This window comes from Mesorhizobium sp. M0045, from assembly GCF_040323385.1.
Lineage (GTDB): Bacteria > Pseudomonadota > Alphaproteobacteria > Rhizobiales > Rhizobiaceae > Mesorhizobium.
Window position 1 is genome coordinate 197,843 of the sequence record NZ_JAMYUY010000005.1, and the last position, 13,033, is coordinate 210,875.

Here is a 13,033-nt window from a genome sequence, read left to right on the forward strand (position 1 = left end):
TTGCCAACGGTTAGGAAGATGCACCGCATTGCATGAATCCAAGGGGACTGCCGAGGCCCCCGGGACATCGACTGGCCAAAGTGCCGTTGAGCAGCTTGGGCGATTGTGGCGGAGGCCCGTAGGAGGAGCAAAAAATGCTCGATCTCTCCCATGCCCGCAACCAGATGGTCGACATTCACCTAAGCCGCCGTGGCATTCGCGACCGCAATGTCCTTCAGGCGATGCGCGAGGTCCCGCGCGAGGCTTTCGTCGAGCCCGGTTTTGAAGAATTTGCCTATGAGGACGGGCCGCTGCCGATCGCCGAAGGTCAGACGATATCGCAGCCCTATATCGTTGCGTTGATGATCGAAATGGCCGAGGTCGGAGCCGGTGACCATGTTCTCGAGATCGGCACCGGCTCGGGCTATGCGGCTGCCGTAATGAGCCGGATCGTCGAACGTGTCTACACCATCGAGCGCCACGCCGCGTTGGCTGCAACGGCAAGGCAGCGGTTTAAAAAGCTTGGCTACGACAATATCGCAGTCCGCACCGGCGACGGCACCAAGGGCTGGCCAGAGGCTGCACCCTTCGATGCGATCCTGGTTGCCGCCGCTGGCCCCGGCGCACCGCTCGCTCTGCAGGAACAGCTCGACGTCGCCGGCCGGCTTATCATCCCGGTCGGCGACGAATTCGACGCGCAGCGCCTGCTCAAGGTCACCCGGACCGGCGCAGCAACTTACACCGAGGAGGATTTCGGCGGCGTGCGGTTTGTTCCGCTGATCGGCGAGCAAGGCTGGGGCGAGCCAGGCAGCGACAGCCAGATAGCGGCCGATCTTCCGCACCGGCATCAGCGCAGGAGCAGCCTGCCGCAGATGATAGCGGCCGCCGCCGAACCGCTTCCGGATTTCGACGATCCGGCCTTCGGTGCGCTGTTCGACCGGTTTGCCGACCGCCGCGTCGTCTTGCTCGGCGAAGCCAGCCACGGCACGTCGGAGTTCTATCGTGCGCGCGCGGCGATCACGCGCAGGCTGATCGAGAAGCATGGCTTCACCATCGTCGCGGTCGAGGCCGACTGGCCCGATGCCGCGGCGATCGACCGTTACGTCCGCCACCGGCCACCACGGCCGGGCGCCGATCCGCCGTTCCAGCGCTTTCCCACCTGGATGTGGCGCAACACCGACGTCGCGGCGTTCGTCGACTGGATGCGAGAGCATAATGAGCGGATCAGGATATCCTCCCGGCGGGCCGGGTTCTATGGCCTCGACATCTACAATATGGGCGGGTCGATCGCGGCGGTCCTGCAATATCTCGACCGGGTCGATCCGCAGGCGGCAAGGATCGCACGCGAACGCTACGGCTGCCTGACTCCGTGGCAGAACGACCCGGCCACCTATGGCCGTGTCGCACTCACTTCCGGTTACCAGAAATGCGAGAAGGCCGTGCTTGAGCAATGCCGGGAATTGCTTGCCAGAGAGCTCGATTATGCGCAGCAGGACGGGTTCGATTTCCTCGACGCCACCCAGAACGCCCGCCTGGTCGCCTCCGCCGAGCGCTATTACCGCACCATGTATTATGGTGGCGCGCAATCCTGGAACCTGCGCGACACCCACATGTTCGAAACGCTGGAGCACCTGCTGCAGGCCCGCGGCCCGAACGCCAAGGCGGTGGTGTGGGCGCATAATTCCCATATTGGCGATGCCCGCTATACCGAGATGGGGATCGTCAGGGACGAATTGAACATCGGCCAGCTCTGCCGCCAGCGTCTTGGCGACGAGGCTGCCTTGATTGGGCTCAGTACGCATTCCGGGACGGTGGCCGCTGCCACCGACTGGGACGGCGACATGGAAGTGAAACCGGTTCGGCCTTCCCACAACGACAGCTATGAGCGGCTTTGCCACGACAGCGCCGTCTCGCCTTTCCTGCTCGATTTCGAGCGCGACGACACGCTGCGCCAACGGCTTCTGGAGCGCCGGCTGGAACGCTTTATCGGCGTCATCTATCGGCCCGAGACCGAGCTGCACAGCCACTATGCGGACGCCTCGCTCGCCCGCCAGTTCGATGCTTTCGTCTGGTTCGATGAGACCAATGCCGTGACGCCGCTTGGGCCGGAGCATGCGGGGACAGGCCTTCCCGAGACTTACCCTTTCGGGCTGTAGCGAATCTGGAACTTGGGGAAGCGGAAAATCGAAAGGAAGGAGGTCACCAATGGCCGGAAAGAAGACTCATGAGCAGCAATTGCGCATCATCGAAGAGCGCGAGAACACGAAAAACGCCGGCAAGGATTTCGACGCGGAAGCGGATTTGAAAAAGACCAGGCAAGAGCGCGAGGCGTTCCGGCGCGGTGCCGAGCTCAGATCGGACCCGAAGGATATTGCCGATCCCGACGATCGCAACATCATCCGCGGCGAGCACCAGGAAAGCGCCCACAACAAGCATCGCGCCGACCGCTGAACGGCCGGATCGCTTGACGTTAAGACAATACGATGCCGGGTCCGTCCCTTGACCTTAATCCCTGGGGCTATTCGGCAAAAAATGTCGCGGCGACAGCAATTGAGACGAGGCTCAGCATTGCCAGGCCTGCCCTGACCACATGCGAAGCCTCCCAGACGTTGCGCAAATCTCTCCAGTCGCCGGTCTGCTTTCGAGAGAACATTGAAAAAAACGTCGCGGCGGATTTCGGCAGGACAGTGTCTTGCACCCAGAAATTATTGACGGGGTGGGTGACCAACCAATAGGTCGCGTGCTCCGCCAGCAATGAGACAAGCGCCGCCAAGGTCCACCAGAATCGGGCGCTTGGATAGGGCGTCAGGTAAAGCAGGACGGCGAGTGCAATGATGCCGCCGATCTCGGCGAACCCGCCGATCGTGAAGCCGGGATAGTAGATCGCCTGCACTGATCTGTAGGTGGCCTCCTTGAGGCGCAACTTGCCGGGCAATTCCAAAGCGTGCGCGAGCGAGAGCGCCATCGAGACGGCGACCAACAGAAGCGTGGCGATCGTCAATGCGCGCATGTTCCTGCTCCCGACCATGCGCTCGTGGTGCGCGCGTAGATAGGGTGGTTGGTGATCCTGAAAAGGCGCCCGACTTCGCCGGCAGGCTGTTCGGTCATTCCCCGATCTGGCTGGTCGAGCGTTCGTGGAGCCTGGCGCCGGTCTGCGCGTCGACCGCGACCATGCTGACCTCGTAGCCCCAGAGCTTGCGGATGTGGCGCAGCGTGGCGTCGCGGCTGCCGCCTTCCAGCACGATGCCGTCCTTGACCTTGTGCTGCAGGCGCAGATGCCGGTCGCCGAGCAGGTCCACATCCACCACCTGGATGTCCGGCCGGCTGGCGCCGATGTCGTAGCTGTGGGCGAGTGCGCTGCGGATACTCTCGTAGCCGCGCTCATTGTGTATCGAGGCGACTTCGTAATGGGGGTCGTTGGCAGCGTCGGCAAGCACAAAGAACCGCCATTTCCGTATCAGGGTAGGGCTCAGATATTGGCGGATGAAGGACTCGTCGCGATGGTTGGCCCAGGCGTCCAGCAAGGTCTGGCGCCAGTCGCCGTTGCCGGCGATATCGGGGAACCAGTCGCGGTCCTCGGCCGTCGGCGCGGTCGAGATGCGCTGGATGTCCTGCATCATGTCGAGACCCAGCGCGTAAGGGTTGATACCGGAAAAGCGCGGATCGTCGAAGCCCGGCTGGAAGATCACGTTCGAATGGTTGCGCAGGATTTCCAGCATGGCACCTTCGCCGATCAGCCCGCGGTCGAACAAAAGGTTCATCAGCGTGTAATGCACGAAGGTGGCGCAGCCCTCGTTCATCACCTGCGTTTGGCGCTGTGGATAGAAATACTGCGCGATAACGCGGACAATCCGGATAACCTCACGCTGCCACGGTTCCAGGATCAGGCTGTTCTTCTCGAGGAAATAAAGCAGGTTCTCCTCGGGCAGCTTGAGCGATTTCTTGCGCTCCGCCATGGTGTCCGTCTCGCGGACCTTGGTGCCGTCCTTGGACGGCGGCAGCGTGCGCCACAGATCGTTATAGGAGCGCTCCTCGTATTCCAGGCGCTCGCGAAGGCCCTCGCGCTGCTTTTCCGACGACAGCTTCGGCGGCCGGTGATATCTGAACACGCCCTGTTCCATCAGCGCGTGTGCGGCATCGAGGATCTCTTCCACCGCATCGACGCCATGCCGCTCCTCGCAGCGGGCAATGTAGCCCTTGGCGAAGTCCAGATAGCTGAGGATGGCGCCGGCGTCCGTCCACTGCCGGAATAGATAATTGTTCTTGAAGAAATGGTTATGGCCGAGTGCTGCGTGCGCCGTCACCAGGGCCTGGAGGGCCATGGTGTTTTCCTCCATCAGATAGACGATGCAGGGATTCGAATTGATGACGAGTTCATAGGCGAGCCCTCGCCCGCCTTTGCGATAGAGCAGTTCCTGGTAGAGGTAGTGCTTGCCGAAGGACCAGTGCCGGTACATCAGCGGCATGCCGACCGAGGAATAGGCGTCGAGCATCTGTTCGGACGAGATGATCTCCATCTGTACCGGATAGGTGTCGAGGTGGAGCTCTTCGGTGGCGATCGCCTCGATGGTCTCGTAGGCGCGCGACAGCGTCCTGAAATCCCAGTCGGAACCGGAAAACAGCAGCCCGGATCTGCTCGCCATCAGCCCCCTCTTTCACCGCTCTTTTGATAGCCCGGCTGTCTGGCGAAGAGCTGGCGGAAAACCGGGTAGATGTCGGCCGCGGTGGCGATGCGGCTCATCTGGAAGTTCGACCATCTCAGCTTGACCGCACTGTAGGCACGCCATAGCGACGTGCCGTTGTCGGTAGCGCCGAAGATGTGGCTCTCGCGCTCGTCGAGGATCTCGACATAGGCGAAATACTGGCACAGCCGCATGATCTGTTCGTCGAGCAGGGCGATGCAGCGCTCGGAATCGGTGACGAAATTGTCACCGTCCGAGGCCTGGGCGACATAGATGTTCCATTCGCGGCTGGGATAGCGTTGCTCGACGATGCGGTGCATCTCCTCGAGCGCGGTGGAAACCACCGTACCGCCGCTCTGGGTGTTGTAGAAGAAGGTTTCCTCGTCGACCTCCTGCGCCTCGTGGGTGTGGCGGATGAAGACCACCTCGGTCCGGTCGTAGCGCCGCTTCAGGAACAGGTGCAGCAGCACGAAGAAGCGCTTGGCCAGATCCTTCTCGCGTTCGCCCATCGAACCGGACACGTCCATGAGGCAGAACATCACCGCGTTGGCGTTCGGCACCGGCTGGGCGTCGAAGCGGTTGAAGCGGATATCGACCGGGTCGACATAGGCGATCCGCTTGCGGCGACGCTCCAGTCGATCGAACTCTTCCTGCAGCGCCACGATGCGCTGGCGCATCTCGACGTTTTGCGGCTTCGCCTCCAGCGACGCAATCTCCTGCGCGATCGCATCGAGGTCCTCCTGCTTGGGACGCCTGAGCGCTATGCGGCGGCCATGGCTGTTGCGCATCGTGCGCCCGACATTGATGTTGGTCGGCGAGCCGGTCGCGGCGAAGCCGGCCCGGCGCGGCTTGAAGGCGAGGATCTCCTTGAGGTTGAGCTTGACCATGTCAGGCAGTTCGAGGTCTTCGAAAAAGAGGTCGAGCACCTCTTCGCGCGACAGCACGAAACGGAAATCGTCCTCCGATTCGGTTCTCCCCGGTGCGGACCCCATGCCGCCGCCCTGGCCGGGCTTGGGCAGCCGGTCGCCTGGGGAGAAATGCTTGTTGCCGGGCAGGACGTGCTGGCGGCTGCCGCTGTTCCTGGCATCGTTGAAACTCGGCTCGCCGGTGCCCCGCGCCGGCATCGAAACGGCATGCTCGGCGTCCACATCGGCGATCTTGCCGGTGCGAATCTGATCGCGGATGGTGCGCTTCAACTCTTCGCGCGCCCGCCGCAGGAAACGCTGCCGATTGCCGAGGCTTTTGTCCTTCGGGTTCAGTCGGCGATCGATGAAGATCGGCATATATTACCCCGGGCTGGCTTCAACCCGCCTTGTTCACCCGCATGTACCAGTCCACCAGCCGGCGAACCTGGCGTTCGGTGTAACCGCGCTGGATCATCCGCTGCACGAATTCGGTATGCCGCTTCTCCGTCACGCTGTCCTGCTTGGAGCCGAAGCTGATCACCGGCAGCAGATCCTCGACCTGCCCGAACATCCGCTTCTCGATGACTTCGCGCAGCTTTTCATAGCTTGTCCATGACGGGTTGCGGCCATGGTTTCTGGCCCGCGCGCGCAGCGTGAACTTCACCACTTCGTTGCGGAAGTCCTTGGGATTGGCGATGCCGGCCGGCTTTTCGACCTGCGACAGTTCGTTGTCCAAAACCTCGCGATTGAGGATCTGGCCGGTATCGGTATCCTTGTAGTCCTGATCCTCGATCCAGGCATCGGCATAGGCGATGTAGCGGTCGAACAGGTTCTGGCCGTATTCGCTGTAGGATTCCAGATAGGCCTTCTGGATCTCGTGGCCGATGAACTCGGCATAACGGGTGGCCAGCTCCGACTTTATGAAATCGAGATAGTCCGCCTCTGTTTCCTTCGGGAACTGCTCGCGCTTGATCGCCTCTTCCAGGATGTACATCAGATGCACCGGATCGGCGGCCACCTCTTCGGTGTCGTAGTTGAAGGTCTGCGACAGGATTTTGAAGGCGAAGCGGGTGCTGACGCCGGTCATGCCTTCATCGACACCGGCCGCGTTTCGGTACTCCTGGACCGACTTCGCCTTGGGATCGGTTTCCTTGAGGTTCTCGCCGTCATAGACGCGCATCTTGGTATAGAGCGGCGAATTGTCGTGTTCGGCCAGGCGGGTCGAGACGGTGAACCGGCTGAGGATGTCGAGCACTTCCGGAGCGCAGGGGCTGTTAGCCAATTCGCTTTCGCGCAACAGCTTCTCGTAGATCTGCCGCTCTTCGGTTACGCGCAGGCAATACGGCACCTTGACCACCAGGATGCGGTCGAGGAACGCCTCGTTGTTCTTGTTGTTCTTGAACTGCAGCCATTCCGATTCGTTGGAATGGGCAACGATGATGCCCTGATAGGGGAAAGCGCCGAAATTCTCGGTGCCGTTGTAGCTGCCTTCCTGGGTGGCGGTCAGCAGCGGATGCAGCACCTTGATCGGCGCCTTGAACATCTCGACGAATTCGAGCAGTCCTTGCGTCGTCCGGTTCAGCCCGCCGCTATAGGAATAGGCGTCCGGATCGGACTGGCTGAAGTTTTCCAACTGCCTGATGTCGACCTTGCCGACCAGGGCCGAAACGTCCTGGTTGTTCTCGTCGCCCGGCTCGGTCTTGGCGATGCCGATCTGGCGAAGCCTGGACGGCATCAGCTTGACGACGCTGAATTTGGAGATGTCGCCGGACAATTCGTCGAGACGCTTGGCCGCCCAGGGCGAGATCAGGCCGGTCAGCCGCCGCCGGGCGATGCCGTATTTGTCCTCCAAAAGGTCGCCCATGCGGTCGGGATCGAACAGCCCGAGCGGTGATTCGAAGACCGGGCTGACCTGGCCGCCGACCTTCAGCGTATAGATCGGACGCTGCTCCATCAGCCTTTTCAACTGCTCCGCAAGCGAGGACTTGCCGCCGCCGACCGGGCCGAGGAGATAGAGGATCTGCTTGCGTTCCTCGAGGCCTTGCGAGGCATAGCGGAAATAACCGGCGATACGCTCGATCGTATCCTCCATGCCGTAAAAGTCGGCGAAGGTCGGATAGATCTTAATCGTCCGGTTCGAAAAAATACGGCCGAGCCGCTCGTCCTTGCTGGTATCGACAAAGGTCGGCTCGCCGATCGCCTCGACCATCCGCTCGGGCGCCGAAGCGTACATCGACTTGTCCTCGCGGCAGGCAAGCAGATATTGCTGGAGGCTTATCTCCTCCTGCGCCGCATTCTTGTAAACCTCGGAAAACAGATCGAAGACGTCGGATTGATTCTCACGCATGGTATTCCTAGCCCCGGAGCCGATGTGGCTGCATGTTTGTCTCTTGAACAACCAAATGTTGGAAAGCCCTTGTGGTTCCCTTCACTTCGCAGAGAGTGCATGTGACCGAACGATAAGAGTCTAGATAAGGGCATCCTGAGTGCAGACAAGGCGTGGAACGTCCTGCTCGCGGCACAAAATCCTGAATCGCACCACGTCCTGCGGGCGACATCCAACAAGACGGAGGAACGGTTCGGGTCCTTTCCGGTTGTGAGGGAAAGGAGACGGTCGATGTCTGGGAATAGTTTGTGGTTGCTCGTTGTTGCAGGCGGTCCACTGCTGCTGGCAGTCCTGATCGCCTACGCCCTGCTCACGCAGCGCCGTCGCGGCCCGGCGGAGCGCAGGGAAAGCGAGCGTGCGACCGAGCGCCTGTATCAGGAAAAGAAGGACTGACCGACGGGATCGCAGCTCAGCTGCCGGCAACCGCCAGCCCGGTCGCTTTTTCGGCGCGCAGCAGCATGCCAAACAGGTCGCGCGGCTCATCGGGATCGGCCAGAAGGTCTAGTTCCTCGTAAAGGCCGGTCCGCTGCAGCTGATCGCGGACGTAGCGCAGCGCGGAAAAATCCTCGATCGCAAAGCCGACGGAGTCAAACAATGTGATCTGTCGGGCATCCGTCCGGCCTGCTGCCTTTCCTGTCATCACCTGCCACAATTCGGTGAGCGGGTGATCCGCATCGAGCTGCTGGCTCTCGCCTTCGATGCGCGTCTGCGGCGGATATTCTACGAAGATGTCCGAGCGCAGCAGAATGTCGCGATGCAGCTCGGTCTTGCCCGGGCAGTCGCCGCCAACCGCGTTGATGTGCACGCCGGATCCAACCATGTTGTCGGTCAGGATTGTTGCCGACCGCTTGTCGGCGGTAACCGTGGTGATGATCTCTGCACCTTCAACGGCTTCCTGCGCCGACGCGCAGAGCTTGATGTCGAAACCCATGCCGGCAAGGTTCCTCATGCATTTCGTCGAGGCCGCCGGGTCGATATCGTAGAGACGCAGCCTGCCGACGCCAAGCAGCGCCTTGAACGCAATCGCCTGGAATTCCGATTGTGCGCCATTGCCGATGATCGCCATGCACCTGGCAGCCTCGGGAGCGAGGTATTTCGCCGCGACCGCCGAGCTTGCGGCGGTTCTGAGCGCCGTCAGGATGGTCATTTCCGAAAGCAGCATCGGATAGCCGTTGCCGACATCGGCAAGCACGCCGAATGCGGTCACGGTCTGGCGGCCGTCACGCGTGTTCTTCGGGTGCCCGTTGACGTATTTGAACCCGTAGAGCTGCCCGTCGCTGGTCGGCATCAGCTCGATGACGCCGTCAACGCTGTGCGAGGCGATGCGCGGCGTCTTGTCGAACAGCTCCCAGCGCCTGAAATCCTCTTCGATATAGGTGGCAAGCTCGACCAGGAAGCGCTCGATGCCGATGGCAAGCACCAGCTTCATCATGCGGTCGACGCTGACGAACGGGACGATGTTCAAATTGACGGTCATGGCTCAGAACCCCCTCGTCGGACGGTCCATGATCCGCCGGCCCATCAGGCTCGCGGTCAGGTCGACCAGAAGCGTGGCGGTGCGGCCGCGTTCGTCGAGAAAAGGGTTGAGCTCGACCAGGTCGAGACTGGTGACGAGGCCGCTGTCATGCAGCATTTCCATTGCCAGATGCGCCTCGCGGAAGGTGGCGCCACCTGGAACGGTGGTGCCGACCGCCGGGGCGATCGACGGGTCGAGAAAATCGACATCGAGGCTGACGTGCAGCATGCCGTTGGCGGCGCTCACCCGCTCGAGAAAGGCGCGAAGCAGTTGCGCAATGCCGTGCTCGTCGATCGAACGCATGTCATGGACCGTCACGCCGGCTCTGCGCAACGCTTCCCTTTCCGCCAGGTCCACGCTGCGGATCCCCAGCGCGCATATGCGAGCCGGGTCCACCTGCGCTGCAAGGCGGGGGAAATAGCCCTCGAAGCCGGGCTGCCCGCTGGCATAGGCCAGCGGCACACCATGCAAATTGCCGCTGGTGGTCGTGTCGAGCGTATGAAAATCGGGGTGCGCATCGAGCCACAGCACGAAGAGCGGCCGGCCGGCATTCGCCGCCCGGCGGGCAATGCCGGCGAGCGTACCGGCCGAAATGCTGTGGTCGCCGCCGAGAAAGATCGGCATCGCATCGGCGCTCGCGGCATAGGCCGTTTCGCTGATTGCTGCCGTCCAGGCGGCAATTTCCGGCAGCGCCTTCACCGCCGCGTTGCCGTGTACGACAGGACGCATGTCGGCCGGGACGATCGTTCCGAGGTCGGTCAGCGTATGGCCGAGCTCGGTCAGTGCGGTGGCCAGGCCGGCCGTGCGCAGCGCACTCGGCCCCATCTCGCAGCCCATGCGGCCTGAGCCGGCCTGGATCGGTGCGCCCACGATCGTGCAATGCATTCTCATACCCCGCCAATTGCGATGCCTTTATTGAAGCCCGCATCGCTGGCAGAATGAACATGTCAAATTGGCAAATTTGTCGAAATGCCTTACCATAGTGGCATCATCTACTTCCGTTGTGAGCAATCATGGACCAGCTCGACGAGCAGATCATCACCTCTTTGCGGCACGACGCCCGGCGCAGCATTTCCGATCTTGCCGTCGGCCTGGGTGTCTCCCGGGCAACCGTAAGGTCCCGGATCGAGCGGCTTGAAAGGGACGGCGTCATCGTCGGCTACACCGTCATTCTGCGCGCCGACGCGGTCGATCAGCGCGTGCGTGGCATCATGATGATCGAGATCGAAGGCCACGCCGCCGATCGCGTCATTCGGGCGCTGGGTGGCTTCTCCGAGGTCTCGACCATCCACACCACCAATGGCCGCTGGGATCTGGTGATAGAACTCGGAACCCAGACCCTGAGCGAGTTCGACGCGGTACTGAGACGTATCCGCCTGATCCCCGGAATTACCGGCAGCGAAACAAGCCTGCTCCTGGCAACGCCACGCACCACCAAGGCTCGGCTGTGATCCTCGAGTAACCACCTTGCCCTGTAGCGGCAACGAAATCCGAAGCCGCGGAACCTTCAATTGCCGCCGTGGTTGGGCTCGGACAGGCCTCCTTCGAGGGAGAACAATCATGGCTCACGCCCAGCAGGAACTGGTCGAATTCGTTATCAGCAAAGCCTTCAACCCGGTCATGCGAGCCAAACCGGACGGAAAATCCGATGCCGAGCGCAAGACGCTCGAACACGTCCAGCAGGCCACGAAGACCGAGATTGAGCGCTATCGCCGCTACGGCTCGGCCGAGGAGGTCGCGACCAACTTCAGGCGCGACCTGAATTCCGACGCTGCCAAAAAGTTGCACGCCCAGCTGCGCCGACTGCATCTGCCGACGATCGAGGACATTCGTGACGACTTCGAGGACAAGGCCCGCAAGCTCGGGGTCAAGGCCTCGTCGTAGATCCGCGACCGATCGCCTCGGTGACGTCCGTCAGGCCGGCATCACAATCCATCCTTGGTCGGAGGCCACCCTGACCGAGCTGTCTCGGGGATGTTGTCCGACGTCAGCTCGCCGCGATTGAGCTTTTCAATCGCTTCATCGGCTTCGCTTTCGTCGAGACCGGAAAGCGGCAAGCCATCGACCACGACGGCTTCGTCGCTCTCGCTGTCATAGACCTCCCAGAGGCCTTCCGGATCCTGTCGTTTGTCGTAAACGGTTGGCATGGCGATTTCCGTAACCACTCCTGCAGGCAAGGCCGCCATTGCACGCCCGCCACCCATTTCAGGGCCTGGGCTTTTTCTGACTTGCTGCCTGCCCGAAACAAACTCGGGCCATTTGTGGATGTTCCCTGCCGGAGGCGTGCTTGACTTCAACCTGACATGGCTAGAATCGGCCGGCTTCTCCGATCGGCCCTCGGATCGCCTGGGTCACGACGGTGTAACGCGTGACTTGACCCTCCTCCGGGTCCTCCCCGTGGAAATGGATTGCCGCGTTCGGCGGCAGCCGCGCAGTGCTGCCGAACTGCTTGACGGCGGAGACATGCACGATCTGCATGTCGGGGTCGCGCGTCATGGCGTCCATCGCTGCCAGCTCGGCGCTGCTGCTGCCACCGATCCGCCAGCTGGCTTCCAGCACACCCGATCGCCAGATGCCCGAGGAATCGACACCTTGGCCGATGTCGTAGTTGCGTCGCGAAGCGAAGAATCCTGGATAGCCATCCATCGCTGCGTCATAGGTCCTCGCCTGCGCCACGGCCAAACCCAGCGCCGGAGATAATCGCAGCTCATCCAGCGCCTCCCATCCGCCGCGCACCACAACCAGATCGGATCCGCCGTAAACGGGCTGTCCGTCGTTGTCGGTCGTCGTCCGCTGGGTGCCGTAATAGCTGATCGACAATTCGTCGATCATGGTTCTGCCAACGCTCAGCGTAACGATGTCGCGAAGCTGCGTTTCGAGAACAAGGCCGTATTCGCTTAGCTCAGACGATGGATATTGGTCCAGCAGCCTTTCGACATCGCCGACTGTCGCGGCGGTGTGCTGGTCGCGGCCCCGCGAAGCGCGCGGTGGCTTGAACCGGACCAGCCCGAGCTCCAGCAGACGTTGCGCTGCGCGCAGCGCGTCATGGCGTGAAAATGCAGTGTAGCCGGGCAGTACGGCCGCGGCGACGGCGCTGCCGAAGCCGGCGGGCCATTCTTTTGGCCGTGCCGCCGATCCGTCCACCAGCTCGTGGGTTATGGCCTTGGTGGTTGCGAGGCGCCAGGGCACCACCCCGCCGAAGAGATCGTCGGGCCCGTTTATGCCCAGTTGAACCGCATCGGCAGCAAGCAGGCTGTCGTCCGGCACGAAATACAGCCCGCCGCTGTCACCGCCACCTTCACGCAGGCCCTGGCGGAAGGAAAATCCCTTCAACGCTGCAATCGTGCGCGCGACGGCAGCGACGGTTTCCCGTTCATGGGCGTAGATGGTCTCGCCGCCCGGCGCGGAGAATGCGACCACAACACCTTTCGCCCCGCTTGGTTGCCTACCGCTTAGCCCGGTCATGTCGCGCCCTTCGTCCATTGCCGAGCCCATTGCCGTTTCCGCGGCAATGCGTCCGAACCAAAAAACCCGTTGGCGCGGCGAATGTTCCGGCCAACGGCCG

13 protein-coding genes are annotated in these 13,033 nt (G+C 62.0%); 5 read left to right on the forward strand and 8 right to left on the reverse strand.

What is annotated here, in order from left to right:
* Positions 1–134: 134 nt before the first annotated feature.
* Together NKJ72_RS10400 and NKJ72_RS10405 are read left to right on the forward strand one after the other, a co-directional pair.
* Complete coding sequence (locus NKJ72_RS10400) at positions 135–2,135, forward strand: protein-L-isoaspartate(D-aspartate) O-methyltransferase (protein WP_352476944.1); 2,001 nt, start codon at positions 135–137, stop codon at positions 2,133–2,135.
* A gap of 49 nt (positions 2,136–2,184) precedes the next feature.
* Positions 2,185–2,430, forward strand: a complete 246-nt coding sequence (locus NKJ72_RS10405) for a hypothetical protein (protein WP_023720508.1) — start codon at positions 2,185–2,187, stop codon at positions 2,428–2,430.
* Between the two features lie 67 nt (positions 2,431–2,497).
* On the opposite strand, the gene NKJ72_RS10410 is transcribed toward NKJ72_RS10405, so the two are convergent.
* The 4 genes from NKJ72_RS10410 to NKJ72_RS10425 form a co-directional block, all read right to left on the reverse strand.
* On the reverse strand, positions 2,498–2,989 hold the full coding sequence (locus NKJ72_RS10410) for a DUF1772 domain-containing protein (RefSeq protein WP_352476945.1): 492 nt from the start codon (positions 2,987–2,989) through the stop codon (positions 2,498–2,500).
* Between the two features lie 94 nt (positions 2,990–3,083).
* Positions 3,084–4,622: a SpoVR family protein gene (locus NKJ72_RS10415; RefSeq protein ID WP_254815784.1), complete on the reverse strand. Its 1,539-nt coding sequence runs from the start codon at positions 4,620–4,622 to the stop codon at positions 3,084–3,086.
* Positions 4,622–5,944 carry a YeaH/YhbH family protein gene (locus tag NKJ72_RS10420; RefSeq protein WP_352476946.1) on the reverse strand — a complete coding sequence of 441 codons (1,323 nt, stop codon included), beginning with the start codon at positions 5,942–5,944 and terminating at the stop codon, positions 4,622–4,624. Before NKJ72_RS10420 ends, NKJ72_RS10415 begins: the two co-directional genes overlap by 1 nt.
* A gap of 19 nt (positions 5,945–5,963) precedes the next feature.
* On the reverse strand, positions 5,964–7,913 hold the full coding sequence (locus NKJ72_RS10425; protein WP_254815786.1) for a PrkA family serine protein kinase: 1,950 nt from the start codon (positions 7,911–7,913) through the stop codon (positions 5,964–5,966).
* 270 nt (positions 7,914–8,183) lie between these two features.
* Here NKJ72_RS10425 and NKJ72_RS10430 point away from each other — a divergent pair, with 270 nt between their 5' ends.
* Complete coding sequence (locus NKJ72_RS10430) at positions 8,184–8,345, forward strand: hypothetical protein (RefSeq protein WP_254815787.1); 162 nt, start codon at positions 8,184–8,186, stop codon at positions 8,343–8,345.
* Positions 8,346–8,361: 16 nt separating this feature from the next.
* Here the strand turns inward: NKJ72_RS10430 and ocd are convergent, their stop codons facing one another.
* Positions 8,362–9,429, reverse strand: coding sequence for an ornithine cyclodeaminase (gene ocd, locus NKJ72_RS10435; RefSeq protein ID WP_352476947.1), 1,068 nt, complete (start codon positions 9,427–9,429; stop codon positions 8,362–8,364).
* Positions 9,430–9,432: 3 nt separating this feature from the next.
* Positions 9,433–10,353, reverse strand: a complete 921-nt coding sequence (rocF, locus tag NKJ72_RS10440; protein ID WP_352476948.1) for an arginase — start codon at positions 10,351–10,353, stop codon at positions 9,433–9,435.
* 128 nt (positions 10,354–10,481) lie between these two features.
* Here rocF and NKJ72_RS10445 point away from each other — a divergent pair, with 128 nt between their 5' ends.
* On the forward strand, positions 10,482–10,919 hold the full coding sequence (locus NKJ72_RS10445; RefSeq protein ID WP_352476949.1) for an Lrp/AsnC family transcriptional regulator: 438 nt from the start codon (positions 10,482–10,484) through the stop codon (positions 10,917–10,919).
* Positions 10,920–11,028: 109 nt separating this feature from the next.
* Positions 11,029–11,352, forward strand: a complete 324-nt coding sequence (locus tag NKJ72_RS10450; protein ID WP_352476950.1) for a hypothetical protein — start codon at positions 11,029–11,031, stop codon at positions 11,350–11,352.
* Positions 11,353–11,393: 41 nt separating this feature from the next.
* On the opposite strand, the gene NKJ72_RS10455 is transcribed toward NKJ72_RS10450, so the two are convergent.
* Complete coding sequence (locus NKJ72_RS10455; RefSeq protein ID WP_254815792.1) at positions 11,394–11,615, reverse strand: hypothetical protein; 222 nt, start codon at positions 11,613–11,615, stop codon at positions 11,394–11,396.
* Positions 11,616–11,775: 160 nt separating this feature from the next.
* The gene (locus NKJ72_RS10460) at positions 11,776–12,963 is read right to left on the reverse strand and encodes a DUF3182 family protein (protein ID WP_352476952.1); all 1,188 of its coding nucleotides are present in this window, start codon (positions 12,961–12,963) and stop codon (positions 11,776–11,778) included.
* Between the last annotated feature and the right edge of the window lie 70 nt (positions 12,964–13,033).

Bases quoted from the DNA above. Each gene is read 5' to 3' on its own strand.
- NKJ72_RS10420 (WP_352476946.1), bottom strand. From the start codon at position 5,944: ATGCCGATCTTCATCGATCGCCGACTGAACCCGAAGGACAAAAGCCTC.
- ocd (WP_352476947.1), bottom strand. From the start codon at position 9,429: ATGACCGTCAATTTGAACATCGTCCCGTTCGTCAGCGTCGACCGCATG.
- NKJ72_RS10455 (WP_254815792.1), bottom strand. From the start codon at position 11,615: ATGCCAACCGTTTACGACAAACGACAGGATCCGGAAGGCCTCTGGGAG.
- NKJ72_RS10445 (WP_352476949.1), top strand. From the start codon at position 10,482: ATGGACCAGCTCGACGAGCAGATCATCACCTCTTTGCGGCACGACGCC.
- NKJ72_RS10410 (WP_352476945.1), bottom strand. From the start codon at position 2,989: ATGCGCGCATTGACGATCGCCACGCTTCTGTTGGTCGCCGTCTCGATG.
- NKJ72_RS10415 (WP_254815784.1), bottom strand. From the start codon at position 4,622: ATGGCGAGCAGATCCGGGCTGCTGTTTTCCGGTTCCGACTGGGATTTC.
- NKJ72_RS10425 (WP_254815786.1), bottom strand. From the start codon at position 7,913: ATGCGTGAGAATCAATCCGACGTCTTCGATCTGTTTTCCGAGGTTTAC.
- NKJ72_RS10430 (WP_254815787.1), top strand. From the start codon at position 8,184: ATGTCTGGGAATAGTTTGTGGTTGCTCGTTGTTGCAGGCGGTCCACTG.
- NKJ72_RS10405 (WP_023720508.1), top strand. From the start codon at position 2,185: ATGGCCGGAAAGAAGACTCATGAGCAGCAATTGCGCATCATCGAAGAG.
- rocF (WP_352476948.1), bottom strand. From the start codon at position 10,353: ATGCATTGCACGATCGTGGGCGCACCGATCCAGGCCGGCTCAGGCCGC.
- NKJ72_RS10450 (WP_352476950.1), top strand. From the start codon at position 11,029: ATGGCTCACGCCCAGCAGGAACTGGTCGAATTCGTTATCAGCAAAGCC.
- NKJ72_RS10400 (WP_352476944.1), top strand. From the start codon at position 135: ATGCTCGATCTCTCCCATGCCCGCAACCAGATGGTCGACATTCACCTA.
- NKJ72_RS10460 (WP_352476952.1), bottom strand. From the start codon at position 12,963: ATGGGCTCGGCAATGGACGAAGGGCGCGACATGACCGGGCTAAGCGGT.